Below are 25,617 nucleotides of genomic sequence, written 5' to 3'. Positions count from 1 at the left end.
TTATTGACTCTTGATTATTTTTGCATAAAATCCACTTAAAAAACCATACTCAAATTATGAAATCAGTATATTTTATTGCTCTATTTTACTTTTTATCTCTTTCTACTTTTGCTCAATCTTCTTCTAAATTTTCGAAACAAGAAGTTTTGGAAGACTTAGATTATCTTTATGAATCTTTGAACGATGCTCATTATAATCTATATGCTTATACTTCCAAAGAAACCTTTGACTCTGCCTATTTAGCTATAAAAAACTCTGTTCAAAAAGATTCTTTAGACTTGTTAGAAACTAGCAGTCTATTTCAAAAATTTGCAGCATTCGCCAAAAATGGACATACAGGAATTAGTTTTCCTATCCAATCGTATGGAGAATATGTCTATGCTGGAGGCACTCTTTTTCCATTAGAAATTGCTTTTGAAGACAATAAACCTCTAATCAGAAAAAACTGGTCAGACAATGAAAACATAAAAATTGGTTCAGAAGTTTTGAGTATCAATGGAAAATCTATGAGCGAAATTTTAGCCAAAATATATCCACAAATTTCAGCCGAACGTCCTTATTTTAAAAATGTCAAGATAGAATTATTTACCTTTCCAAGATTTTATTGGCAAATATTTGGAAAACAAGACAGTTTTGAAATTGAAATAAAAGAAAACAAGAAAACTCAAAAATACACAATCAAGTCAGTAGAAGCGATTGAAGGCTATGAAATGAAGCGAAATGACATCATTAATCCATCAAGAGAATTGAAATTTATTGATAATATAGCTTATCTTCATTCTGGTAATTTTTCAGGAGATGAAAAACTTTATGAGAACTTTATCGACTCAGCATTTGTGGAGATTAAAAAGCATAAAAGTAAAAATTTAATCATAGACCTTAGAAATCATGGAGGAGGACATGATTCATTTGGCGATTATTTGGTTTCTTATTTTGCAGATAAACCTTTCAAATGGAACTCAGAGTTTACACTCAAAATCAGTAAACCTGTGAAAGAACATGCACGAAAAAATTATGATACGACTAAAGTTTTTTGGCAAAAAGCTCTTGCTCACGAAAATGGAGAAGTTTATTCTTATGAGCAGGAAGAGTATCAGCCAAAACCTAAAAAGAAGCGATTTAAAGGAAAAGTTTATGTTTTGGTAAACAGACAATCACACTCACAGTCAGCCGTAACAGCAGCACAGATTCAAGATTATAAATTTGGGACTATTGTAGGCGAAGAAACAGGCGATTTTCCTTCTTTATATGCTTCTATATTTCAATATTCACTACTAAACACAAAAATTTCTATTGATATTTCAAAGGGTTATATTGTGCGTGTCAATGGTAGCAAAAAGCAAGAAGGTGTAATCCCAGATATTTTCATTAAGGATTATTTGTTGGATGAAGATGATGAGATTTTAAAGCAATTATTAAAGAAGATTGAATGAGAATAAAGTTTTTAACGTTGTCGGTGTCCCCCACCGACAGCTTATTCAAATCCTGTTAATATAATTGTCTCTGAAGATAGTTGAAAACTATAATCATTTATGCTCTAATTCTACCACAAAAAAAGCAACCGTTCCCTTCAATGAACTTGTAGAAAATTTGACTTCATTAGTAGAATAATTAACTTCATTAGGACTAACTAATTTATTCCCCAAAACTTGAATTAAACTTTCTTTTAATGTTCCTTTTCGTTGTCCTAGTTGCTGATAAATTTGATTTATATCTAAAGGATAACGAGAGTAAATAACACAAAACTCATCAGTTCCTGCTACATTATCCATCGTTAGATAATGTTTTTCATCTGGAAAAGCAATTTCGCCATTATGGTATGGCAAAAACGGACTTATATAGGCTTTATGAGGAAAAACAACTTGTACATTTTTTGTTTTATCGGTTGCAAAAGCATAAACGTAAGCAGGCTCAAAATTGGAAAGATAAAGACGAAAATTTGTACCTCCACTAAACGGTTGAGGTGTTTTGTAAGTCGCAACACCATTCTTTTTTAAGTCAATTTTATTTCCATTAGCAAGTTCAAATCGCAAACTTCCAGCTAATAAAGGACGTTCTTTTTTTGGTTTGTAATACGGAACAAGCTCGTAAGCAAAACGCACAAAATCAGTAAATGTATCGTATTCTATCCACGTAAAACCACCATTTGCCCAGCCTGTCCCCCAACTATTCATTATTTCGAAAGCTCCTTTTTCTCCTTTTTTATCATCAAAACCAATGACACAAATTGCGTGTCCTCCCCAACCTTGTCCTGCTTTTTCAGTAGGCTTCCAAAACTCTTTCGCATCATAAATAGAGGGTGGGGCTTCCATTCCAATTACAACAGGGTTTCCTTCTGTAAGACTTTTTTTGAGTGCCAAAATTCGTTCTTCTTGTGTAAAACCAATATTCCACAAACGCACATAATCTTTTAGTTTATAATCTTCGGCTTCTTTATAAGTTCTTTCAGGAACATAATCGACACATTGTTCTGGAAAGCTGCTTCGTTTTGCAACACCATGAACCTGCATTTTTTTGAGTGCATCAGTCATAATTGCACCATACGTGCAATCTTGGTCTTCGTCTTCTTTGACTAATTTATAAATAAATCCAGGAGAAAAAATGAGTTTATCAATCTCTGCTTGTGAGCGCAAATCTAATTGACGAGCTTCTAAAATTGTTCTTGCAGCATAAGCTGTTGTCCAACCTACACACGTTCCATAACTTCCTTGGTCACCAGGGGTAGGGCAGTATTGTTTTAGTGAAACAGCAGAAGGCAGACCACGATAACTTTCTTCTGTTTGCTGAGATTTTAATTGAATTTTTTCACTTGCTTTGGTTTCTTCTTCCAACAATAAACCTCTACCATGATTATCTAAACTTGGTTTTTGTTGAGCAAAAAGAGAAAAAGAAGTAAGCAAAAACACGCACAAAAAAGCGTATTTTGAACTATATTTATACAATGGAATTTTCATTTGGATAGAATTTATAAGTAAAACAGACTTCCTAGTCTGTTGGAAATACTATATTTTGCACAGACTAGGAAGTCTGTGATACATTTTATACCAAAACGCAAAAGTAATGCCTTCATTGTATAGAACTTTTCTACAACTTAAATGATAATTATTGTTTAGCTCCTATTTGAATTTTTTGGTAAGCTTTTCTTAGGTGTGTATATAAAACCAAATAAGGTCAAGAGCAAGAGATAAATAATTTCTAATTTAAAGGAACACCAAACCAAGTTACTTTATAAAACATAGACTTTCGTCCTAACTTGCCTTTACTAAAATATAATGTTAGCCAGTCTTGTTGTTCATTGAGTTGTTTTGAAATATCATCTATTGATTTAGTTAATTGCTTAATCATATTAGCTGTGTTTTCATCAGTGTTTGAAATTTGGCTTAATTTATTTCTTGCCTCTTCTATTTTATTACCTACACTATCAATTAGACTCTGTATTTCAGAATCAGTTTTCTTCGGTGTGAATTTTTTGTTTCTATAATTTATAAATTCATTTAAACCATTAATAGCATCATTATATTCAACAACTGCTGAATTATATAGGTTTACAATTTTTCTTCGGTGGTCATTCTCTATTTCTAATTTTAAATGTTGAAGTCTATCAAAAATCATTGAATTTTTTACTCCATTTTTTTCTATGCGATATGCTGTAGAAACTAATTGTTCAATATGATTTTGTTTTTCATAAACTTGGATTGTATCCTTGAAGTTAAAAAACGGCTTAGTTTTATCTTGTTCTATTTTACCTTCGTAAAATTCTTGGTTTGTTACTGGGTAATTTACAAACTGCCATAAATAATCGAAAGGTATGTGAGATTTGATGAGTCTTGTTGGATTAGCTTTGTAGTATTCGTTATTTATTCTCTTAAAAAACTTTCCACCATCTACATAACCAGAACCCCATGTTGGATCAAAAAGAACCCATGAGCTGTCAATTAGTGCTGCACTCCAAGCATGAGGGATATAGTCAGTAAAACCATTTTGCTTTGTATAGCCTTCAACAACGAAAGATTTAATACCTGACTTATTACAAATATCTGTAAATAATAAAGCATAATTTTCGCAAATTCCTTTTCTGGTTTTAAGTGGCTTTGCTATTTTTTCTTCTTTTTTTTCGTAGAAGTTCATTGCAAACATATTTTCAATGTCATATTCAATATTTGATGCAACCCAAATAAATATTGCTCGTGATTTGTCTTTATCAGTTGAAAAGTTAGAAGTAATATAATTTGCAATAAGATCAGTATTTTTTGTCAATGAGTCAGGAAGTTCCAATGCTTTTTTATCGATGGCTAAAAACTCATTGGCTATCGGTTTTTGAGCAAACACGGTCTGAGTTATCAAGATAAAAAGAATGGTAAATTTTATCAATCTCATATTATTATTGTCTTTTTTATGCGTTTGTATCCTAGTTTAGTTTCCTGTATGATATTTTTAGGATTTCCTAAAGTAGTGAAAATTAGAAGCGCAAATATACAATGAAATTCTAAATACTCAATTTCGCACTCTTGTTATACCTTTACTTCGGCTACCCAAATAGTCGTCTAAAATTATGGTAAAACCAAATCTAAAAAAAATAGCACCAGAAAAAGACTAGAAAATCTAAAACTGAACTTAAATTTACATTTATTTGCTTTGATGGGGTAATTTTCCTTATTCTTTAAAAAACATTATTACAACTTATGATAAACCTAGAAACACTAAAAGAAGAAAATTTAATCCTCCTAGAAGCACTTGCAGGAAGTAAAGCCTACGGAACAGATTTACCAACTTCAGATACAGACATCAAAGGAATTTTTATTCTACCAAAAGAAAAGTTTTATGGTTTGGAGTATGTTCCACAAGTGAGCGATGAGAAAAATGACGTTGTTTTTTATGAAATAAAACGGTTTATAGAACTTTTAGCTAAAAACAATCCATCTGCTATCGAAATTTTTCACACAAAAGATTATTTCCATAAAAACCTGATTCTTGACCTTATAAAATCAGAAGATATTTTATCAAAAATGTGTAGAGATACGTTTGCAGGTTATGCCCTTACACAAATCAAAAAAGCAAAAGGACTAAAGAAGAAAATTTTTAATCCAATGCCAAAAGAACGAAAAACGGTCTTAGATTTTTGTTATATCTTAGCTGATAATGGTAGTATTTCGCTTCAAAAATGGCTCAAAACAAACGATTACAAACAAGAAAACTGTGGGCTTTCATCAGTAAATCATATCAAAAATACGTATTTGCTTTTTTATCATAATCAAAATGAACAAAATGACTTTTATTATAAAGGAATTCTGAAAAATATAGATTCGAATGAAGTAAGTTTGAGTAGCATTCCGAAAGGAGAAAAACCAGTTGCTTATTTGTATTTCAATAAAGAAGGCTATGCAGCGCATTGTAAAGAATATAAACAGTATTGGGAATGGGTAGAAAAGCGAAATGACACACGCTACGAAAATACACTTGAACATGGCAAAAATTATGATGCAAAAAATATGATGCACACTTTTCGCCTTTTAGATATGGCGATTGAGATTTTAGAGAAAAAAGAAGTCATTGTAAAACGTCCAAATAGAGAAGAGTTATTAAAAATTAGAAGTGGTTTTTTTACGTATGAAGAATTAATAAAAAAAGCAGACCAAAAAATTGAAGAGTTAGAAAACGCCTATCAAAATTCTACTTTACCAGAATTTCCAAATGTAGAAAATTTAGAAAAGGCTTTGATTGAGATTAGAAGTAAATTTTATTCAGAATAAATTATTCTCTGTTCTGTTTTGTAAGCTATTTATTTTATCTGTATTTTGTGAAAAACTATATAAAACAAATCAAACTGCTTATCTTCTTCTATGTCCAACTTCAACAACGTTTTCATTTCTTATGGAAGAGCAGAGTCAAAAGCCTTTGCAGCCAAATTACATGATGATTTATGCAAACGAGGTTATGATGTTTGGTTTGACCAAAATGATATTCCTTTAGGCGTAGATTTTCAACATCAGATTGATAAAGGAATAGAAAAGGCAGATGTCTTTGTTTTTATTATTGCCCCTCATGCAGTAAAATCGGTGTATTGCAGAAAAGAAATTGATTTAGCTGTAAAAAGAGGCAAACGTATTATTCCGATTATTCAAATTGAACCTACAACAAAAGAAGTTTGGAATCAGCTTCACCCAAATATCGGAAAAATAAACTGGGTTTATATGCGTCAAGAGTGGCAAAAGGATATTCCACAAGAAGAATACAAGCCGATTGATAATTATGAAGAAGGCTTTGAAGGACTTTGGAATTTAGTAGAAAAAAATAAAGAATATGTCAGAAAACATACCGAAATATTAGAGAAAGCTCTCAACTGGGAGCATCATAATAAAGATTCTCATTTGCTTTTAGTAGGAAAAGAACGACAAGAAGCTGAAAAGTGGCTTTTGACAAAGTTTACAAGCGAACAAGCTCCCTGTCTTGCTTCCGAACTACATACAGAATTTCTTTGTGAGTCACGTAAAAATGCCGAAAATCTATTCACAGACTGTTTTATTTCTTATTCTTCACAAAATAAAGAGGAAAGAGAAGCTGTTCGTTTGGCACTAGCTAGACATTTAATTACTACTTGGACACACAACCGAGATATTGTAAAAGGAGAAGAGTTTGATAAAGCTATAGAAAGAGGAATTGAAGGAGCTGATAATTTTCTATTTTTTATTACAAAAGATTCTATTATTTCAGAATATTGTCTGTTTGAGTTGGCGTATGCTGAAAAGCTCAATAAACGAATTATTCCTTTGCTGATTGAAGAAGTTCCTTTAAAAGAATTTCCTTCTCAAATCCAAAATCTGCAATACATTGATTTTACAGATAATGTAATTACAGAAATTAGCTCAAAGAATGAAAAGACTGATTTTGAAAAAGATATTGATACATTATTAGAAGAAATCAAGCGAAATCAAGAGCATTATAGAAAACACAAAGTATTCTTAACCAATGCTTTAAAATGGGAAAGGCAGAATAACAACACCTCTGTTTTGCTACGAGGTCATAAATTAGATGAAGCAAAAGTTTGGCTCAAACGAGGACAAAAATTAAGTAAATATCAACCTTTGCCTTTGCACGAAAATTTTATTTTAGAAAGTGAAGCCAAAAGTGGAAATCTTGAAACCGAAATTTTTGTTTCCTATTCTCGTACTGATAGTGATTTTGCTAGAAAGCTAAACGAAGAGTTACAATTCAACGGAAAAACAACGTGGTTCGACCAAGAAAGTATCGCTTCTGGGGCAGACTTCCAACAAGAAATTTATAGGGGAATAGAAGGTGCAACTAATTTTTTATTTGTGATTTCTCCTGATGCTATTGAGTCACCTTATTGTGCTGATGAAGTAGAATATGCCCAAAAACTGGGAAAACGTTTTGTTACTGTTTTGCATAGAAAAACCGACCCAAGTACGCTTCCTACTGCGTTGGCTGCTGTTCAATGGATAGATTTTGTAGGCAAAGATTTTAATAAACAGTTTGGTGAAGTCATCAGAACTTTAGATACAGACAGAGAATATGTCAGAATGCACAATGTTTGGCAAAAAGAAGCTTTACAATGGCAACAGAGCAATAAAAACAAAGATTATTTACTTAGAGGAAGTAGTTTTGCTTTAGCAAATGAATGGTTAGAGTCTGCCGACAAAGAAAAAAAACAACCTCAACCAACCGAGCTACAAAGAGAATATTTAAAAGAAAGTGATGCTGCAATTTTTGCATTACAACGCAAAGAAAAAAATACAATTAAACGTCTTAGAGGACTTTTGGCTGTGGCTGTTGTGGCACTTATTGCATTTCTAGGCATCAGTTTCTATGTCTATTACCTTTATAATACCTCTAATCGTCTTCGTGTTTATGCTGAAGAATTGAACGTAAGAGCTAATCGAAATCGAATCAAGGCAGAAGAAGAAACTAAAAGAGCTAAAAATGCCTTAAAAGCTGCCGATAAAGCCAAACAAGAAACGAGCGAAGCATTAATACAACTAAAAGCAAATGAGGAAAATCTTAGAAAAGCACTATCAGATGCAATCAATTCTAAAAATTTTGCAGAAACAAAACGTATTCAAGCCGAACTAGCAGAAAACAAAGCTGAACAAGAAAAAGAAAAAGCTATCATTTCTCAAAAAATAGCTGACACAGAATCCAAATCAAGTGAAAAAATATCAACAGCCTTACAATTAACCGAAAAAGACCCAACGTATGCTCTATTTCTAGCCAAAGCAGCCTACAAAGAAAATCCAAAACCAGCAACTAAAGAAGTTGTATTTTCAATAAATCGTAATCATTCTTTTTATGAGAAAAAATATAAAGGACATAAGTATTCAGTAAATGAAATAGCAGTTTCACCATCAGGACTAATACTGACGGCAAGCAGTGACAAAACAGCACATCTTCTAAATAGCAAAGGGGAACTTATCAAGAAGATTACAGAACATGGTAATTATGATAATGGAGCTGGATTCTCTGCAGATAGTCAAGGAGAGGTTGTTAAAACACTTACAGAGAATGATAAGTCTGTTAATGCAGTTGCTTTCTCTGATGATGGAAAGTTATTTGCAACAGGGAGTAGTAAAAGCGTAACAGTTTGGACTAAAGAAGGAGAATTGATAAACACTTTTTCTCATGAAAATACAATTAGTAAAATAGCTTTCATGCCAGATAATAAAACTCTGATAGTTGGAGATTATGGTTCTTTTTTGAGAAAATGGGATATTGAATCTAAAGAACTAATACAAGAAAAAGAATTAAATGAAGGAGAAATTACAGATATAAAAATTACTTCTGATAGCAAAAAGATAATTGTATCTACACCTCAAGATGCAAATATTCTTGACCAAAACCTAGAAATAATAGATTACTGTTTTTCTTATGGAGAACACGTAGAAACTATTGATATTTCGTCTAATGATAGTTTACTTGTAACAGGAAGTTGGTCTGAAAGAAGAATAAATTTATGGAACTTATCCGATATTAGTGAGCCTGTTTTTACAGTGCCTACGGATTATGTAAAGAGCATTAGTTTTTCTCCTGATGGGAATTATGTTTTGGCTGGCTTACTCAATGGAACTATACAAAAGTATAATTTGAAAGGAAACTTAATAAAAACATTTAAAGGACATCAAGACCGTGTAAGTGGAATCAATTTTATCGACAACAAAATGGTTACTTCTTCTCACGATGCTACTGTCTTGATATGGCAAGATGAAGGTAATTTACTTCAAGAAAAGAAAATCCATGAAAAAACAATTACTGGTCTATCTCAAAATAAAATAAGTAATAATTTACTCACGTCTTCTTATGATAAATCTTGGAAATTGCATACAGAAAATGGAAAACTAATTAGAGAGAAACAGTATGATACAGAAGTAATATCATCAACATTCTCAAAAGATGGAACAAAAGCAGTCATAGGTCTAAGAAGTAAAGAGGTAGAGTTATGGAATAAAGATTTGACACAAAAAGAAGCTACCATAACTATTCCCAATCCTGTTAGAAAAGTAGCTATTTCTGATGACAACAAATATATTGCTATTGGTGCAGATAATACGGATGAAGGCAGAGGAAGAGTGTTTATATATAATACCAATGACTTAACTAGAAAATTAGTAATAAGTACACGTTCTAAAATATCAGCTATTAATTTTGATTCGAAAAATTCAAAGTATATAGGCATTGGGGATGAAAAAGGAACACTTCAAATATGGAATATAGAAACGGAAAGGATGTACAAAAGTCTTAACTCTCTATATCCTCATCACATATATCTTTTAGATTTATCAAAAGAAAAAGAACTAATTCTTGTAGGAGGGCGAAATGATAATGCTATTTTGAGTGATTGGAGTGGAAAAGTAAAAGCTAATTTGATAGGACATACCTCTTTTGTTTTAGGAGGAGGGTTTTCAAATAATCAAGAACAAATCATGACATCTAGTACCGACCGTTCTATTAAAATTTGGGATATAGAAGGCAATCTCATAAAAACTTTTACTGGACACCAAGCTAATGTAAATGAAGCTATATTTTCTAATGATAATAAAAAAATATATTCTGTTGATAATGATGGAAATATAAAAATTTGGAATACTGTAGTGTCTCCTTTTGAGAGTAATAATTTGTATTCTCCTGCTGCTCCTGATTTACTAAGTATAGGAGTAGAACCGAGTAAAGAAGATATAGAAAATGCAAGTTTGAATGAAATATTAGGATTAATAGACCAATACAATGAGAAACTAGATGAAGCTGGTTATAGCATAGAAAAATATCCGATTACAATGAAAATAGTTAGCTTATTTGATATTGCTTCTACAAAAAAAGGATTTTCAGATGATAATCAATTCTATTATGAAGTAGCTTATTCAAAAGCAATTAATAATGGATTGCATATAAATCAAAAAGAAGAAACCCTTCTGCTTGCACAAAAAGGAATTGATAAAGGATTTACAGAAGAACTATTTACACAAGGTGCTTTTGCTGCTTTTCTTGCTACTAATGATTTTGATAAAGCTGAAAAAATCTATCAAAAAAACTATACTAATTCAGATTGGTTAGAATGGTTAATAATAGATATAGATTTATTTTTAATAACTGAAGTAGTAACAGAAGAACAAGAGAAAAGATTTAATAAAATGATGACTGATAGTGGAATAGAAGTAAATGAGTAAAAAATAATATTTTTTTGGCAAAGTCCATTTAAAATGCGTTTTTTGTTAGAATTATGATTTGATATAAAAGTTGTTTCGTTTTTATGAATCATCAAATTAAAATTGTAATTAGCTACACTGATTATTTCATAATTCGTAATTTTTAATTCGTAATTGTTACCATGGCAGCTACCAAACTCGCTTTTTTTCGTTATTTGCTCATCGACCAAATGTTACGCAGCAAATTCAAACCTTTTCCTACTAAAGATGAATTGTTAGAGGCTTGTCGTGAGCGTTTTGGAGTTTCATCAGCTTCTACCATCGAAAAAGATTTGGCTGCTATGCGTGATGAATTTGATGCACCGATTGAGTACAGCAAAAAAATGAGAGGGTATTCGTATTCAGATACAAAGTACAAATTTTTGTCTGTCAATCTTTCTGATGATGAGCAACTGGCTATGGCTTTTGTAGAATCTCTTTTGGGAGAATTTAGAGAACTTCCTATTTTTAATGAGTTTTCAGGGGCAGTAGATAAAGTTTTGGATGGAATGGAAATTGCCAAAACTTCCGAAATACAGAAAAATGTACAACGAATTATTCAAGTCGAACAATCTATTTATAAAGGAAAAGGAACACACCAACTCAAAGATTTAATCTATCATATTTCTGAGCAAAATGTCATCAAAATATTCTATCAAAAACACAACGAACCACACACAAAACCATACAGTATTCATCCTTATTTGCTCAAAGAATACCGAAATATGTGGTATTTGATTGGTTGGGTACGAAAATACAATGAAGTCAGAACATTTGGTTTGGATAGAATAATGGACATAGAACCCTCCGATGAAACTCTTTTTATGACTCCAGAACAGGCACATTTTAATCCAGAAGAATTTTATCATTATTGTATTGGTGTTTCGGCTCTGAATCAAAAACCAGAAGATGTAATTTTGAGTTTTGATCCTTTTCAAGGAAAGTATATCAAATCGCAACCGATTCATCACACGCAAGAAGTTTTGATAGAAGACGATAATGAATACAGAATCCGTTTGCATTTGATTGTAAATTACGAACTAAAAATGTTGATTTTGGGCTACGGTTCATCGGTTCGTGTGATTAGTCCTTCTCCACTTGAACAACAAATTCGGGCAGAACTTCAAAATACATTGCAGCAGTATTAAATCTAATTGAGAATGGTCTAAAATACTTCTCTATACACTCTAAAAACTACTTTTGATTACTCTAACGAAACTGACCGACCTTTATCAAAGTCAGTCCGAAAAGGCAGTAGTGACAATAAAAAACACCATAATTCATTGATATCAAAAATATAATACCGAGTTAATTTATATGTAAAATACCAATGGTCTGCTCTGATATTCAATTTTGAAGGATGAAACGACTCAATAAAAGTTAGTTTTAATGTGTGTTTTTTACTAGAGATTAGAGTGTTTTCCATTGATTAGTATATATCAAATTATTGATTTAGATATTCTAAAAGTGTAGAACGTTTTATTTGTTGTATCGAATGAACTCAAAGATATGATATTGGTTTGGTTATCGTAAATGAGGAGGGTTTTTGAATATTGTGATTCAAATTTTATATTAAATCATCTATATTATCTTGAAACACATTTTGTCTATGATATTCTAAATATTTCTCTCTTTGTTCAGGATATATTCGTAATACATTTTTTGCATTTGGATTAATTCTTAATCTTTCCCAAGTATATGCAGTTAATTGTGTTCCACAAATTAATTCTCCTTTATCTGTGAAAGTTATATAGCCTTGGTCAAATAATTTATCATAAGTGGGGGATAATGCTAAACCATTTAGATAATCTATTGCTTCGTTTACCTTATCCTCATTTATGCAGGTTATATATGGTTTAATATGACTTGCTATTAATAATCTTTCATCTGAAATTTTTGTAAAAGGGCATTGTGGCATATGTTCAATAACAGACTTTCTGTATTTATGCTGTCCTTCTCTTGAAGGAGTCTTTTTAGTGACTCTTTTCTTAGTTTCTTTAGTAATTATTTCTGATGTTGAACTAGAAATTTTTGGATGTACAATTGATCTAAATTGATAATCTAATAAGATTCTGAAATAATATAAAGGAGTAGAGTTACTTCCTTGATTACTAACTGGTATTAACTTCAAAATAGATAAATAACTTATTTTTGGTAAAACAAGTCTTCGCCATATATCCCAAATCTTATCATCAGATCGAATATAGCCTCTGTTGAGTTTATTATCTTTAAAGTCTGAAACATCATAGATTGAAAAGAAGATTTTTTCTTTTTCTATTCCATTTACAGTTTCTATATGTTGATTGTAGTATTCGGAAATATCAAAGTTATAAATTTGTTCTTGTTTTTGATATTCAACCCTTGCATCATATAGGTACTTTAGTAAATTAGTTTTACTGAAAAAACATCTATCTTGAATAGTTGTATAAATTCTCTTACCATTCTCTTTACCTTCTCCCCATTTACTATATTCAAAAAAGTCGCTTAATCTGTTGCCATTTGAACCTATATAACTACCAACATATTTTCTTGATTCACCATTACCTTTAAACATTGAAAGTTTATTTTTCCGAAAAATGAAACTGTCCTCTGCTCTAAGGTTTTGAATTGAATCAATTATAAAGTATTCATTTTCGTCTATTTTTATTTTTTGAAAGTTACTCATTGTTTGGTTCTGCAAATTTAGTTATATCTATTTGTTTAAGTAAGGCAATCAAAACATCAACAACTATACTGTTTCCTGCTTGACGATACATTTGTGTATCACTGACTACCTGTTTAAAATCGTCTCTAAAGCCCATTAGTCTAAGACATTCTTTTGGTGTTAATTTTCTTATTCTTCCCTTGTTATGAGTTACATAATTATCAACACCAGCTCTATGCATTTTATGCATTGATTGTAGTAAAGGACGTGCAACTTCTAAATCTGTTTTTATTTTAGTTTTAAAATTTTTTGTTCCTTCTGAAAGCACATACTTTGTTACTTTTTCTGATAAATAATATTTTTCCTCAACATTATTCACATCAAATATAAATTCATCAAACTCTTGATTTTCTTGTGATTCAAATACGAAATCTCCGTGCCAATTGAATTGTTGATTTGCTTTTTGGCAAATAGCAACATCTCCATTTATTTGAGTATAACGTTTTTTTCTGTTTTTTGAGCTTGTAACAAATTTTACACCTTTTTCTTTTAGATAATATTTACTATCTGTATAATCTTCAAGAAAATCTTGCATTTTATATTCCAATTCAATTGGTTCAGGAAACTCAAAGCTTGTTTTTTTATTTTTAAACCCTAAGACAAAAATTCGTTCTCTATGTTGTGGAATTCCATAATCTTTTGCATTCATCACTTTATAAGAGTATTTATATCCTAATTCATCAAATGTAGCTTTTATGGTTTCAAAAGTATTACCTTTATCATGATTTATTAATCCTTTTACATTTTCAAAAATAAAAACTTTGGGTTGTGTAGCCTTAACAATTCTTGCAAATTCATAAAAAAGTGTTCCTCTAGTATCTTCAAGACCTCCACGTTTTCCTACCATAGAAAATGATTGACAAGGACTTCCACCAACTAGAATATCAATTTTTCCTTCGTATTGTTTTGCTTCTTCATTTGTTAAATCTAGAACATTATTATACCAGTTACTTTCGTTAATTTTATAATTTTCAAAATAGCTCTGTTTTACGAACTTATCTGTGTCACTTGCAAATACTATTTCAGTGTTTAAGTTTAACCTTTTGAAAGCATACTCAATTGCTCCAATGCCAGAGAAAAGAGTTGCAACCCTTGTTATTCTATTTGGAAACTCAAATTCTTTTTCAGTCCAAGGTTCTTGAAATTTTAGTTTTCCTTGTTTTCCTGCATGATGCTCAAGCTGTCTATTAACAATATTTAATACATCTTGATAGTTTGGATATTCTTTTAGCTCTTGAAAAAGCTTTGTTGAATGGTAATAGTTTAATAATTCTTCTTTTTGTGTTTGAAGAATTTCAGATAGAGAAACTATTTTTTCTGAAGATAATGAACGTTCTTCACGTTCAATTTTTCCTAGTGTAGAAGTATCAATATCTAAATAAGAGGCTACTTTTCTCATTGGGTAACCTAAGGCTTTTCTACGTTGTTTTATATATTCTCCAAAAGTAAGTGTCATATCGTTATTTACAAGGTTTTTTTAGGACAAAAATAGTCCAAAAATATGGAAATTCAAATTTTTTTATAATGAAATTTAAAGAATATGATTTTTTTCCATTAACTTGAATATAATATCTCAATATACAACATTCACTTTTATTTTAAAAAACAAAATCAGCAAAAAATCTCACTCCCCCTCCAAAAACCCCACTTCAAACTCCAAAAAATGACCTTCTAAATCCTTCCTTATTTTTTCCTTTTCTGATTGATTTAGAAATGAATATTTAATACTATTAAAAACCATTTTTTTGATGTCTTGATAGTTTATGGAAGGATAATCTCTTGTTAGTATCAAAAATTGCTGCGTCAAATCTGTTCGGAGTACGCCTGCATCGTCTGTCGAAATTACTATCGGTACATTATATGCCTTGTATAAAAGTATAGGATGTTTATTTCCACTCACACCCAAAATAAAATCATTACTAGAAAAACTAATTTCTATGGCGATTTCATTTTTAGCCATATAAGAAAGCAGTTCTTCTGATTTTTTCTCATAAGCAATATCGACACCGTGTCCGATTCGCTTTGCACCTGCAATAAATACAGCGTCATTGATATGATAAGTTAAATCTTCTGGTTTTACTAATCCTAGGGTAAGTTCGCCTGCGTGCATGGCAGTTTTTACGTTGGGATAAACTGATTTAAAATATTTAAAAAGCTGCATGTGTAACCAATAATCTCTCATCGATACAGCATTATTTTCTGGTGCTACAATGTTTACACCCACTATCAAATCGGATGTACTGGCAGAATGAAAAGCAATTAAAAAAGATTTGAAGGTAGTCGCAGGGTCTAACAAACGAATAAAATAATTTTGATAACGCATCGTAAATCTTTCGTCGTCTATTTTATTTTCTGTGTGCAGTTTTTCTATGAGTTTATTGTGTTTTTTTACTTTTGAAAGAAAAACAGCATCATCTACCTTTGTGTAGTAGGTGTAAAGCTCTGCTAGTTTTGTTTGTATAGCATTATCTTTGGTTTCTTGTAAGGCAAATAATTGGTTAGTAAATTCATTGTCTTTTTCAAATTTATCATAAAAACCTGTGCTTTTAAACATTGTTTCGATATAACTCACATTTTCAGAAATGGCTCTATTTTTTATTTCTCTAAGTCCTTCATTATAGGTTTGACTTTTGGGAATACTGAACTTGTCGAAGGTAGAAAAGAAGTGTTCATCAGTTGGGTTTGATACATAATTGAAGTAGAGTTTAGACCAAGATTCTATGATTTTGATTCTAATATCAGACCAATAGCCATCTTCCTTCAAAGAATTAACTTTCGACCATTCACTTATCTCATTTTTAGGTGCTTGTCTATCAGCAATAGCATACGAATTTCTATTAATCCATAAATTATTCTTTTCCACATATTCCAAATACGTTTCAGCATAGACCGAACCACTATAATGATGATGTAAATCTGCTCCTTTTGGAAGTTTAGCAAAAAACTGTCTCAACCGAGCTTCATCATTTCTAATGCTATCCAAATAGGTATCAATTTTATCTAAAGTTTCTGGATTTGTGTTTTGTGCAAAACTAAATTGAACAATAAAAAATAGTAGAAATAGGATTAGCGAATGTTTCATTTTGATAGTAGTGTATGTTGGTCTTTTTTTTATAAGGACACTAATATACGACATTCGTTTGTTTATCGTAATGAGAAGGTTATTTTTGATAAAACCTACAAAGAAATGAATTGTATTTTGCACAAACCCTATTATTTTCAGACTTTTGTAAACTAACTGGTTCAAGCGTCGACGCTTGAACCAGTTATATTAACCTCAACCCAATAAATATGACTTCTCGTTATGCACAACGTGGTGTTTCTTCACAAAAAGAAGATGTACACGCAGCCATCAAATCTGTCGATAAAGGAATTTTCCCGAAAGCCTTTTGTAAAATAATCCCTGATATTTTGGGAGGAGATGAAGACTATTGCAATATCATGCACGCAGATGGTGCAGGTACAAAATCGTCTTTGGCGTATCTTTACTGGAAAGAAACAGGCGATTTGTCGGTTTGGAAAGGAATTGCACAAGATGCTGTCATTATGAATATTGATGATTTGATTTGTGTAGGAGCAACAGATAATATTTTGCTTTCTTCTACCATTGGACGAAATAAAAACCTAATTACAGGCGAAGTAATAGCTAAAATTATCAACGGAACAGAAGAATTATTAGAAAACCTTAGAGAGCAAGGAATTACAATTTTCAGCACAGGAGGCGAAACGGCAGATGTAGGTGACCTTGTCCGTACAATTATCGTCGATAGCACCGTAACAGCACGAATGAAAAGAAGTGATGTAATCAGCACCGACAAAATAAGTGAAGGTGACGTAATTGTAGGTTTAGAATCGTTCGGACAAGCAACTTATGAAACTGAATACAACGGAGGAATGGGAAGTAATGGCTTAACCTCTGCAAGACACGATGTTTTAACTAAAAAATATGCCCAAAAATACCCAGAAAGTTTTGATAACTCTGTTCCTAGTGAACTCGTTTATAGTGGTTCTAGGAGTTTGACTGATATTTATGAAAAACTTCCAAAGGACATCAAAACAGATATTGGAAAACTGATTTTATCGCCTACACGCACGTATGCACCAGTAGTGAAAGAAATTTTAAGTAAAATCAGAGAGCATATACACGGAATGATTCATTGTTCTGGAGGAGCGCAAACCAAAATTCTTCATTTTGTTGATAATTCTCAAAACCTGCATATCATAAAAGATAGTTTGTTCGAAACGCCACCACTTTTTGAGTTGATTCAATCAGAAAGTAAAACGGATTGGAAAGAAATGTATCAAGTCTTTAATATGGGACACCGTTTAGAGATTTATCTTCCAAAAGAACATGCTCAAACAGTCATTGATATTTCAAAATCGTTTGGAATTGATGCAAAAATTATTGGTAGAGTAGAAAAGAATGAAAATGAAGGTAAAAAACTGACTATTTCTTCAGCTCATGGAGAGTTTATATACTAAGGAATAATTATGAATGTAATACATTGAATATCAACAATTTGCTATTTTTAAATAAGTATGTTATTTAATTTCAATTCCTAAGGTAAGAGTAAACATTATCACCGTTAATTATTTTTTTTCATAGCGACAGATTTGTAAACCTGTCGCTATGGAAAAATAAGTCTCTTTTGTTTATATCCAATTCAGAAAGTCAATATTAATAATACAATGACTTATCCAATCTACTTTCAAATAAATACTTTCAAATGTGTTTTGAAATAAATGAGAATATGAATCAGTATAAGCTAAGTTTCCAAAATCAGTTCCATCAAACAAATCAGCTCTTTTTTTACCACTTGTAAAATAGAAAAGTAAACCAAGTATTATCAACACAGCAATAACAGCTAGTGCAATTTTGATAACGCTATATGGACGTTCTCCTTGTACTTCACCTGTGCGAGCATTGACTAGAAAACGAAATGCCTTATCATTATAACGGTAAGCACTTATCCAAAGAGGCAGTAAAATATGTTTGAATGTAATATCATTATGATTGGTTTGGACACTTTGAATACGCTGCTCATCTCCTCCAATATCAGATGAAACCATGGTTCGTATTTGTGTTTCCATTTTATCTTTTGCCACCTCAAAACCACTTTTCAAATCCACTTGATAGGTTTCTGTTTGAAAACCAGACAAATAACGATCATCATAACCAGCAAGTTTTTCCAAATCCCAAGGTTCTAATTTATCTACATATTTTTGAGGCAATGAATGACTCGCCAAAACCAAAGTATCATCAAAAAAATGGTCAATACGTCCAGATACGTTTGTCCAACGAGTATGCCTGACTTGTCTCGTTTGAGCGTTTCCGTCGCTATCTGTATAGTTTTCTGTGGTGTAATAATAATCGCCTCTTGCTCCTTGATAACGAGAATTTGTATCACTATCAAAAGTCCAATAGGGAATATACATTCCTTTTAGTTTTTCGGTAAGTGCTGCACGTTTTTTCAAATCATTGGGAGCAAACCACAGACTAGAAACCCAATCTTTAAATAGCTTTCCAGCTTCTTTTTGGTCAATAGTAAAAGGTAATAATGATTTGGGTTGAAATACTTCTACTGTTTCGGGTGAAGAGGTTACCAAAGGAGTTCCACAAAAAGCACATTCATCAGAAACTACATTGGGCTTGAGTGTTGCTCTTGCTCCACAACCATCACATTGAACAGTTTGTAGTGTTTGTACTTGTGTTTTATCAGCCGTTTGTTCAAGAGCTTGATAAAAATCATATTCTTCAATCACTACTTCTTCTTCTGGAGCAATTTCGTTTTCTGCACCACAGTATTCACATTTCAAAACAGTTGTTCCAGGGGCATACGTAAGAGTTGCTCCACAATCTTTACAACTTAAATTTTTTGCTTTAGTATTTAAATCAGGTATTTCTCCATCAGGGCGACGAGGAGAATCTTCAGGTAAATCTGGCATAATTTGGTAATAATTATAAATTGGTGATTTTGTTTTCTTAAAAATAGAAAAATTAGAATCAAAACTCAAATTTCTCAATAACTAAAAATAAAATAAATTCTATGTTCGAAAATAAATGGATTTATTTCTGCTATAAAATTTGAGTTTTATAGGAATTAAATTTTTAATTATATTGACTAAATTTTTGAAACACTATAATTTTTAATTTCAATAAAACACACATGAAACAACCTTTAGTCCATCCAAAATCATCAGAAGACGATACTCAACTTCAAGAACTTATCGAATTTTATGAAGAAACACTCGGTTTTTGTCCTAATAGCGTCAAAACAATGCACATCCGTCCACGAATTGCGTATGCTTTTATCGAAATGAATAAAGCTGTTATGGAAAATCAAGGTAGAGTTACAAGTGCGTTAAAACGACTTATTGGCTATATTAGTAGCCATGCAGCAGGCTGTCGTTATTGTCAAGCACATACTATTCGTGCAGCTCAAAGGTATGGAGCAGAGCAAACACAACTAGAAAATATTTGGAGTTACAGAACTCACGAAGCCTTTTCAGAAGCCGAAAAAGCAGCCTTAGATTTTGCTTTAGCTAGTTCACAAATTCCTAATGCCGTAACTGACCAAGTAGCTGAAAATCTAAGAAAATACTGGAATGAAGGTGAGATTGTAGAAATGCTTGGTGTTATTGCCCTTTTCGGTTATCTCAATCGTTGGAATGATTCTATGGGAACAGAAATGGAAAGTCCAGCCGTAGAGTCAGGTGAGCAATTTTTGAAAAGTGATGGCTGGGAAGTAGGAAAGCACAAATACTAGAAAAAAGATATAGATTTGTAGGACAAAGACTTGTCTTTGACTTGTTAAGTAGGTTCTTTTTAGCTTAACCAAAATACAAATACAGTCAAAGGCAAGCCTTTAAACTACAAATACACTACTGTACCCTACTATTTTTTTGTAGGGTATGATAGTTAAGGATTTGTAGGATTGATAGGATTTAAAATGCAGATTAATACAAAATACTATTTGAATAAGTCAATTTTAAAGACATTTTCTAAAAAAACGTATTTTAATTCTCTGTGTTCCTCTGTGAACTTTGTGTTTTAAAAAAAGTAGGATACAGTACAAATACACTATACTCTGCTGTTTTTCATGTTTAAAAAAGTATGGGTTAAAACCCTGTTTGTGATAATGAAGACAAACAGGTTATTCAAACATTTATACAAAACAATATTCTATTTTGCCGAAACTTCATTTTTATATTCCTTAAATGCACGATAAATTCCTGATGCAATATAAGTTTGTCCGTTATCTGTTTTCAAATAACCTTCTTCTTTTGTGTTGGTCAAGAAACCAATTTCTATAAGAGCTGCTGGCATTGCTGTTTTCCACAATACTAAAAAACCACTTTGTTTTACACCTCTATTTTCTCTATTTACACGCTCTTCGAACTGTTTTTGTACTTTGGTCGCAAAGTCAATGCTTTTGGTTTGGTTTGCACTCTGAAAATTTGACATTTTGATATACGAAATAATGCTATATGGGTCAAATTGATACTTTTCTTTGTGATTTTCTTCTTTCAAGATAACAGCATTTTCACGCATGGCTACATCAAGGTTTCCGTCTGTTTTGTGCATTCCGATAGTATAAGTTTCTGCACCCAAAACAGCTTTATTTTTAGCTGCGTTACAATGAACAGAAATAAATAAATCAGCTTTATTACGATTTGCAATAGCTGTGCGCTCATCTAATTCTACAAAAACATCACTATCTCGTGTATAAACCACCTTTACATCTTTCATATTTTCTTTGATATAATTACCTACTTTCAAAGCGACAGCAAGAGCAACATCTTTTTCTTTTGTTTTACTACCCGAACAACCAGGGTCTTTTCCTCCATGTCCTGCATCAATAACAACTGTAAAATTAGTAGCATCTTTAGTCGTAAAACTAAAAAGAGTCAAGCCAAATAAGGCAATAAAAAATAAATAAGGAAGAGATTTTAAAAATTTATTCATAACAGATTGCTAATTTTTATTAAGTCTGATTTTTAGATAGAAATGAAATTATATATTCTATCTTCAAAATTAACAAAAAACTTTCCAATTTGGATATAGTATTGTTTTATACCTTTGACAATCAAATAATAGACTACTCCAATCATCGTTTGTAAAGTAGTAACACAACTAATTTGAGTTTTGTCTATTCACAAATTATTCTATGAAAAATAAATTATCATCTATCTACATTCTATTTCTAGCTTTTTTCTCTGTTTCTTCTGTTTTTGCACAAGATTCTACTTCTATCAAAATTACTTTACCTGATTCTGAAAAATGGAGTACGGATAGTGTCAAGATTTATAATTTTCTACACGACAAATGGACTTTTTTTGATAAAATAGATACTGCAACTAATTCTTATTTCATCAAATTTCCTTGTAAAAGAGCGATAGAACAGAATGTTTATTTAGGTAATAATAAAGGTTTTTACTTGCTTACTCTGCCAAATGATGCTATTGAAATAGTTATTGACGAAAAAGGTAAGCCTACTTTTTTGAAGGGGAAAACGTATAGAGAAAATCAAATTACTTATAATATGTATAGTTATCCCAAATTTGATATAGAATTTTATTTCAATAATTCTCCCTATATTCTAGATACAGATAGTTTAGAACTGACTATACATAAATATGATAGCACACTTCGAAGTATGATTGAAAGTTGTGATACAAGTCTCAAGCAAATAGGTGCTGATTCTACCTTTGACAAATACTTCCGAAACCAGTTATCTATTTATAAAATAGAGAAATATGATCAAACTTCTTTACAATACTCTGAAAATAAGTCTCTTTTTAAAAAAAACATAGATGGCAACTATCCTTATGCTAAGGATTATGTAGATTTATTATACGAACAAATACTAGAAGCAAATTGCACAAAAACAAAACGTGGAGGGGTTGATTATAATTACTATGTTTGTGCTTATCAACAAGTAAAAAAGATAGAGGATAAGCAAATAAGAAATTATTTAATTTTGAAAATACTTGATAGTAGAGGGTTTTCTACTGGAATGTTATATCAGACTAAATGGTGGAGTGAAGAGGAAAAGTTATTCAATGAGTTATTGAGTAAAGTTAAAGAAGCATTTCCTAATAATAAGCAAGTAGCAATTATAGAAGAAAAAGCTGCTCTTTTCAAACGTAAGTCAGAAGACTTACCTGCTCCAAATTTTACATTAAAAGATAAAAATAATAAGAAGGTTTCTTTATCTGATTTTAGAGGAAAATATGTTTTTATTGCTTTTATAGATTCTGCTGCTAAAAATCTTGAAAATCATGCTTGGTATTCAGAGCGACTTTATAAAAAATACTCTAGTAAAAAAATTGCTTTTCTTTATATTTTTGTAAATGATAGTGAAGAGGACTGGAGAAATTTAATTTCTACACAAGAAGTTGAGGGAATACATCTTTTTGCAAATGAAGAACAAAGTAAAGAATTATATGAAAATTATGGTAAGAAGGATTATAAAATTAAATCAAGCAATAAAATCCAAATGACTAGGCGTGGTATAGATGCTAGGCAATATCTTGTAGTATTTATAAATAAAGAAGGATACCCCATAAGTAATAGTTTATATCTAGGTCATAATATGGATTGGGTAGCTAAGAAGATTTCAAATGGAGAATAATTCAGTATTCAAGTAAAATAAAAACATGGTTTCATTTTTGATTATCTCACTTTTGAATGCTTTATTTCCGTCGAAAAGATATAATAAATTATAGCTTTTTGTACTTTTGTTAGTATATTAGCCTATCTTTTAAAGATTTGCACAATACGCATTCTAAAAATATCCTAATTCTCTGTTTTAATTTTATAATTTCCCTTTTCTCCTTTTTCAATTTTGACTGTGGCAATACGTCCGAATTCTTATAAAATATTGGTAGCTGACGATTATGATAGCAATTTAGCTGTCATTGAAAGTATTTTCGAAGAATCTGGTCAAGTATTTGAAATTATTTATGCTCACGATGGGCTTTCAGCTTACGAACAAGGAATTTCAGAGTCACCCGATTTGATTATCATGGACTGGGAAATGCCTCAAATGACAGGCATCGAAGCTGTCAGAAAACTAAAAGCAAGACCAGATACACAACACATTCCAATAATCATGACGACAGCATTTACTTCGTCAGAACATTTGGAAACAGCTCTTCAAGCTGGAGCAATAGATTATGTCCGTAAGCCGATTGATGAAGTAGAGCTTTTGGCTCGTGTCAATTCTGCACTACAACTGGTTACTTCCTACAAACAAATCTTGGCTCAAAAAGATGAAATTCAAGAAAAAACAAAGAAATTAGAAGCTGCTTTTGACGAAATAGAAAAGAAAAACGATAAAATCATGAGTAGTATCAAATATGCAAAACGCATACAAGATGCTCTACTCCAACCTGCTGCCTCATTACAAAACTTAATCAAAGACTCATTTATTCTCTATAAACCTCGTGATGTAGTAAGTGGAGATTTTTATTGGTTTTCTGAGAAAGATGAGAAAATTGTTATTGCTGCTGTTGATTGTACAGGTCATGGCGTTCCAGGGGCATTCATGTCTATGCTTGGCGATACATATCTCAATCAAGTAGTGGGTGTAATGGGAATTATTGAGCCTAATGAAATTCTTAGTCAACTTCATGAATCTATCCGAATGGCTCTCAAACAAGACTCTACGCAGAATCGTGATGGAATGGATATTACTGTTTGTGTAATAGACAAAAAAGAAAGAACACTCAAATTTGCAGGAGCAAAAAATCCATTGGTTTATATTCGTGATGGTGAAGTTATTAGAGTAAAGGGAGATACAAGTTCTATTGGTGGAAAAAATGCAGAACTTACTTTTACAACACATACTATCGAATTGACTGACGAACCAACTCCATTTTATATTTATTCAGATGGTTATCAAGACCAATTTAGTAGTGGAATGCACAGTAAGTTTATGGCAAAACGCTTCCGAAAACTCCTTCATAAAGTCCACAAATACCCATTTGCAGAACAAAAAGACATCTTAAATCATATCCTCAAAGATTGGATGCGCCAAACTCGTCAAGTAGATGATATTTTGGTTATTGGGTTTGCTGTATAACTGAATTATTTTTCAAAAACTTCTCAAAAAAACATAAAGAAACACTATAATTTGCAGCCTACGAAAGAATTGCGTTATCTTTACATTCTTTAAAATAGCTGACACTTTAGCTTCGCTGATTTTCCAATTCCAAGTGTCAGTACTAAAATATTTTCGACAATCTGGAAACTGTCGGCTACCTATTTCAAAAACATGTTAGACTTTCTTAACTTAATTTCAGCTATTTCTTGGGACGTAAGCCCAGAAATTTGGCAATGGAAATTTATTAATCTCCGTTGGTACGGACTTTTATTTGCCACAGGTTTTATTGTTGGTTATTTTATTTTTTCCAAAATTTATAAAATAGAAGGCAAACCACAAGAAGACTTAGAAACATTGCTTACTTATATGGTCATTGCAACTGTTGTGGGTTCTCGTTTGGGGCATTGTTTGTTTTATGACCCTGTTTATTATTTATCCAATCCATTAGAGATTTTCAAAATTTGGAAAGGTGGTTTGGCTTCTCACGGTGGAACTATCGGACTTTTGGTAGCTCTATTTTTATATTCTAAAAACCACAAAGACCAACCTTATTTATGGCTTTTGGACAGAATTGTAATTCCGATTGCACTTGCTGGTGCTTTTATTCGTTTAGGAAACTTAATGAATTCTGAAATTTACGGAGGTGTTACAGATTTGCCTTGGGGCTTTATCTATCTTCAAAATGGAGAAACTCTAGCCAAACACCCAACCCAGCTTTATGAAGCAGGTTCATACATTCTGATTTTTATTTATTTGATGTTTTCTTATCTTCAAATGAAACGTTATACTCCAAGAGGAAGAATTTTTGGTCAGTTTTTGATGTTACTTTTTGGCGCACGTTTCCTTATCGAATTTGTAAAGAATACACAGGAAAACTGGGAAGTTGAGATGATAGCAACCTACGGAATCAATATGGGACAACTTTTGAGTATTCCTTTTATTATTGTTGGAAGTTACTTTTTTATTCGTTCGTTTTCTGAAAAAGCAAAAAAAGAAGCTATTGAATTTGCTGAAAAAGATACTACTAATACTGTCGGTAAAGTTGATTCTAAAGGTAAAAAGGTATAGTTTTGATTAGAATTAAATGCTATTTGCTAAAAAACTGATTTGAGTT

General features: G+C 31.4%; 16 protein-coding genes. 9 read left to right on the top strand and 7 right to left on the bottom strand.

Annotation, left to right across the window (positions count from 1 at the left end):
* The first annotated feature begins 56 nt into the window (after positions 1-56).
* Entirely contained in the window at positions 57-1,433 is a 1,377-nt protein-coding gene (locus ACE193_RS16420) for a S41 family peptidase (RefSeq protein WP_375559308.1), read from the top strand.
* Positions 1,434-1,526: 93 nt separating this feature from the next.
* On the opposite strand, the gene ACE193_RS16415 is transcribed toward ACE193_RS16420, so the two are convergent.
* Together ACE193_RS16415 and ACE193_RS16410 are read right to left on the bottom strand one after the other, a co-directional pair.
* A complete protein-coding gene (locus ACE193_RS16415) occupies positions 1,527-2,954 on the bottom strand; it encodes a C1 family peptidase (RefSeq protein ID WP_375559307.1) in 1,428 nt (475 codons plus the stop codon).
* 241 nt (positions 2,955-3,195) lie between these two features.
* Positions 3,196-4,329, bottom strand: a complete 1,134-nt coding sequence (locus ACE193_RS16410) for a transglutaminase domain-containing protein (RefSeq protein WP_375559306.1) — start codon at positions 4,327-4,329, stop codon at positions 3,196-3,198.
* A 353-nt stretch (positions 4,330-4,682) separates the two neighbouring features.
* On the opposite strand from ACE193_RS16410, the gene ACE193_RS16405 reads away from it, so the two are divergent.
* The 3 genes from ACE193_RS16405 to ACE193_RS16395 all read left to right on the top strand — a co-directional run bounded on the left by ACE193_RS16405 (position 4,683) and on the right by ACE193_RS16395 (position 11,839).
* Positions 4,683-5,750, top strand: coding sequence for a DNA polymerase beta superfamily protein (locus ACE193_RS16405; RefSeq protein WP_375559305.1), 1,068 nt, complete (start codon positions 4,683-4,685; stop codon positions 5,748-5,750).
* A 90-nt stretch (positions 5,751-5,840) separates the two neighbouring features.
* Positions 5,841-10,673 carry a TIR domain-containing protein gene (locus ACE193_RS16400; protein ID WP_375559304.1) on the top strand — a complete coding sequence of 1,611 codons (4,833 nt, stop codon included), beginning with the start codon at positions 5,841-5,843 and terminating at the stop codon, positions 10,671-10,673.
* A 161-nt stretch (positions 10,674-10,834) separates the two neighbouring features.
* A complete protein-coding gene (locus tag ACE193_RS16395) occupies positions 10,835-11,839 on the top strand; it encodes a helix-turn-helix transcriptional regulator (protein WP_375559303.1) in 1,005 nt (334 codons plus the stop codon).
* A gap of 419 nt (positions 11,840-12,258) precedes the next feature.
* Here the strand turns inward: ACE193_RS16395 and ACE193_RS16390 are convergent, their stop codons facing one another.
* The 3 genes from ACE193_RS16390 to ACE193_RS16380 all read right to left on the bottom strand — a co-directional run bounded on the left by ACE193_RS16390 (position 12,259) and on the right by ACE193_RS16380 (position 16,477).
* Entirely contained in the window at positions 12,259-13,356 is a 1,098-nt protein-coding gene (locus ACE193_RS16390; protein WP_375559302.1) for an HNH endonuclease, read from the bottom strand.
* A complete protein-coding gene (dcm, locus tag ACE193_RS16385) occupies positions 13,349-14,851 on the bottom strand; it encodes a DNA (cytosine-5-)-methyltransferase (protein ID WP_375559301.1) in 1,503 nt (500 codons plus the stop codon). Before dcm ends, ACE193_RS16390 begins: the two co-directional genes overlap by 8 nt.
* A gap of 168 nt (positions 14,852-15,019) precedes the next feature.
* Positions 15,020-16,477, bottom strand: a complete 1,458-nt coding sequence (locus ACE193_RS16380) for an adenosine deaminase (protein WP_375559300.1) — start codon at positions 16,475-16,477, stop codon at positions 15,020-15,022.
* A 209-nt stretch (positions 16,478-16,686) separates the two neighbouring features.
* On the opposite strand from ACE193_RS16380, the gene ACE193_RS16375 reads away from it, so the two are divergent.
* On the top strand, positions 16,687-17,877 hold the full coding sequence (locus ACE193_RS16375; protein WP_375559299.1) for an AIR synthase related protein: 1,191 nt from the start codon (positions 16,687-16,689) through the stop codon (positions 17,875-17,877).
* Between the two features lie 171 nt (positions 17,878-18,048).
* Here the strand turns inward: ACE193_RS16375 and ACE193_RS16370 are convergent, their stop codons facing one another.
* Complete coding sequence (locus tag ACE193_RS16370; protein ID WP_375559298.1) at positions 18,049-19,341, bottom strand: hypothetical protein; 1,293 nt, start codon at positions 19,339-19,341, stop codon at positions 18,049-18,051.
* A 221-nt stretch (positions 19,342-19,562) separates the two neighbouring features.
* Between ACE193_RS16370 and ACE193_RS16365 the strand changes: the two genes are divergently transcribed.
* Positions 19,563-20,162 (top strand): carboxymuconolactone decarboxylase family protein, encoded by a 600-nt coding sequence (locus ACE193_RS16365; protein WP_375559297.1) that lies wholly within the window; start codon positions 19,563-19,565, stop codon positions 20,160-20,162.
* A 416-nt stretch (positions 20,163-20,578) separates the two neighbouring features.
* Here the strand turns inward: ACE193_RS16365 and ACE193_RS16360 are convergent, their stop codons facing one another.
* Positions 20,579-21,361, bottom strand: coding sequence for an N-acetylmuramoyl-L-alanine amidase (locus ACE193_RS16360; protein WP_375559296.1), 783 nt, complete (start codon positions 21,359-21,361; stop codon positions 20,579-20,581).
* A 202-nt stretch (positions 21,362-21,563) separates the two neighbouring features.
* Here ACE193_RS16360 and ACE193_RS16355 point away from each other — a divergent pair, with 202 nt between their 5' ends.
* From ACE193_RS16355 to lgt, 3 genes are all read left to right on the top strand, one after another.
* Positions 21,564-23,030: a peroxiredoxin family protein gene (locus ACE193_RS16355; protein WP_375559295.1), complete on the top strand. Its 1,467-nt coding sequence runs from the start codon at positions 21,564-21,566 to the stop codon at positions 23,028-23,030.
* A gap of 219 nt (positions 23,031-23,249) precedes the next feature.
* Complete coding sequence (locus ACE193_RS16350) at positions 23,250-24,482, top strand: PP2C family protein-serine/threonine phosphatase (RefSeq protein ID WP_375563368.1); 1,233 nt, start codon at positions 23,250-23,252, stop codon at positions 24,480-24,482.
* A 192-nt stretch (positions 24,483-24,674) separates the two neighbouring features.
* Positions 24,675-25,571 carry a prolipoprotein diacylglyceryl transferase gene (gene lgt / locus ACE193_RS16345; protein WP_375559294.1) on the top strand — a complete coding sequence of 299 codons (897 nt, stop codon included), beginning with the start codon at positions 24,675-24,677 and terminating at the stop codon, positions 25,569-25,571.
* Positions 25,572-25,617: the final 46 nt, after the last annotated feature.

Origin of the sequence: Bernardetia aquimarina (genome assembly GCF_042180575.1) — a bacterium.
GTDB lineage: Bacteria > Bacteroidota > Bacteroidia > Cytophagales > Bernardetiaceae > Bernardetia.
The sequence above is the reverse complement of the archived record's forward strand: the minus strand, read 5'-3'. Positions and strand labels throughout refer to the sequence as shown.

Coding starts and splice junctions, on each gene's coding strand:
- ACE193_RS16420 (WP_375559308.1), top strand. CDS start 57: ATGAAATCAGTATATTTTATTGCTCTATTTTACTTTTTATCTCTTTCT.
- ACE193_RS16415 (WP_375559307.1), bottom strand. CDS start 2,954: ATGAAAATTCCATTGTATAAATATAGTTCAAAATACGCTTTTTTGTGC.
- ACE193_RS16405 (WP_375559305.1), top strand. CDS start 4,683: ATGATAAACCTAGAAACACTAAAAGAAGAAAATTTAATCCTCCTAGAA.
- ACE193_RS16400 (WP_375559304.1), top strand. CDS start 5,841: ATGTCCAACTTCAACAACGTTTTCATTTCTTATGGAAGAGCAGAGTCA.
- ACE193_RS16395 (WP_375559303.1), top strand. CDS start 10,835: ATGGCAGCTACCAAACTCGCTTTTTTTCGTTATTTGCTCATCGACCAA.
- ACE193_RS16390 (WP_375559302.1), bottom strand. CDS start 13,356: ATGAGTAACTTTCAAAAAATAAAAATAGACGAAAATGAATACTTTATA.
- dcm (WP_375559301.1), bottom strand. CDS start 14,851: ATGACACTTACTTTTGGAGAATATATAAAACAACGTAGAAAAGCCTTA.
- ACE193_RS16380 (WP_375559300.1), bottom strand. CDS start 16,477: ATGAAACATTCGCTAATCCTATTTCTACTATTTTTTATTGTTCAATTT.
- ACE193_RS16375 (WP_375559299.1), top strand. CDS start 16,687: ATGACTTCTCGTTATGCACAACGTGGTGTTTCTTCACAAAAAGAAGAT.
- ACE193_RS16370 (WP_375559298.1), bottom strand. CDS start 19,341: ATGCCAGATTTACCTGAAGATTCTCCTCGTCGCCCTGATGGAGAAATA.
- ACE193_RS16365 (WP_375559297.1), top strand. CDS start 19,563: ATGAAACAACCTTTAGTCCATCCAAAATCATCAGAAGACGATACTCAA.
- ACE193_RS16360 (WP_375559296.1), bottom strand. CDS start 21,361: ATGAATAAATTTTTAAAATCTCTTCCTTATTTATTTTTTATTGCCTTA.
- ACE193_RS16355 (WP_375559295.1), top strand. CDS start 21,564: ATGAAAAATAAATTATCATCTATCTACATTCTATTTCTAGCTTTTTTC.
- lgt (WP_375559294.1), top strand. CDS start 24,675: ATGTTAGACTTTCTTAACTTAATTTCAGCTATTTCTTGGGACGTAAGC.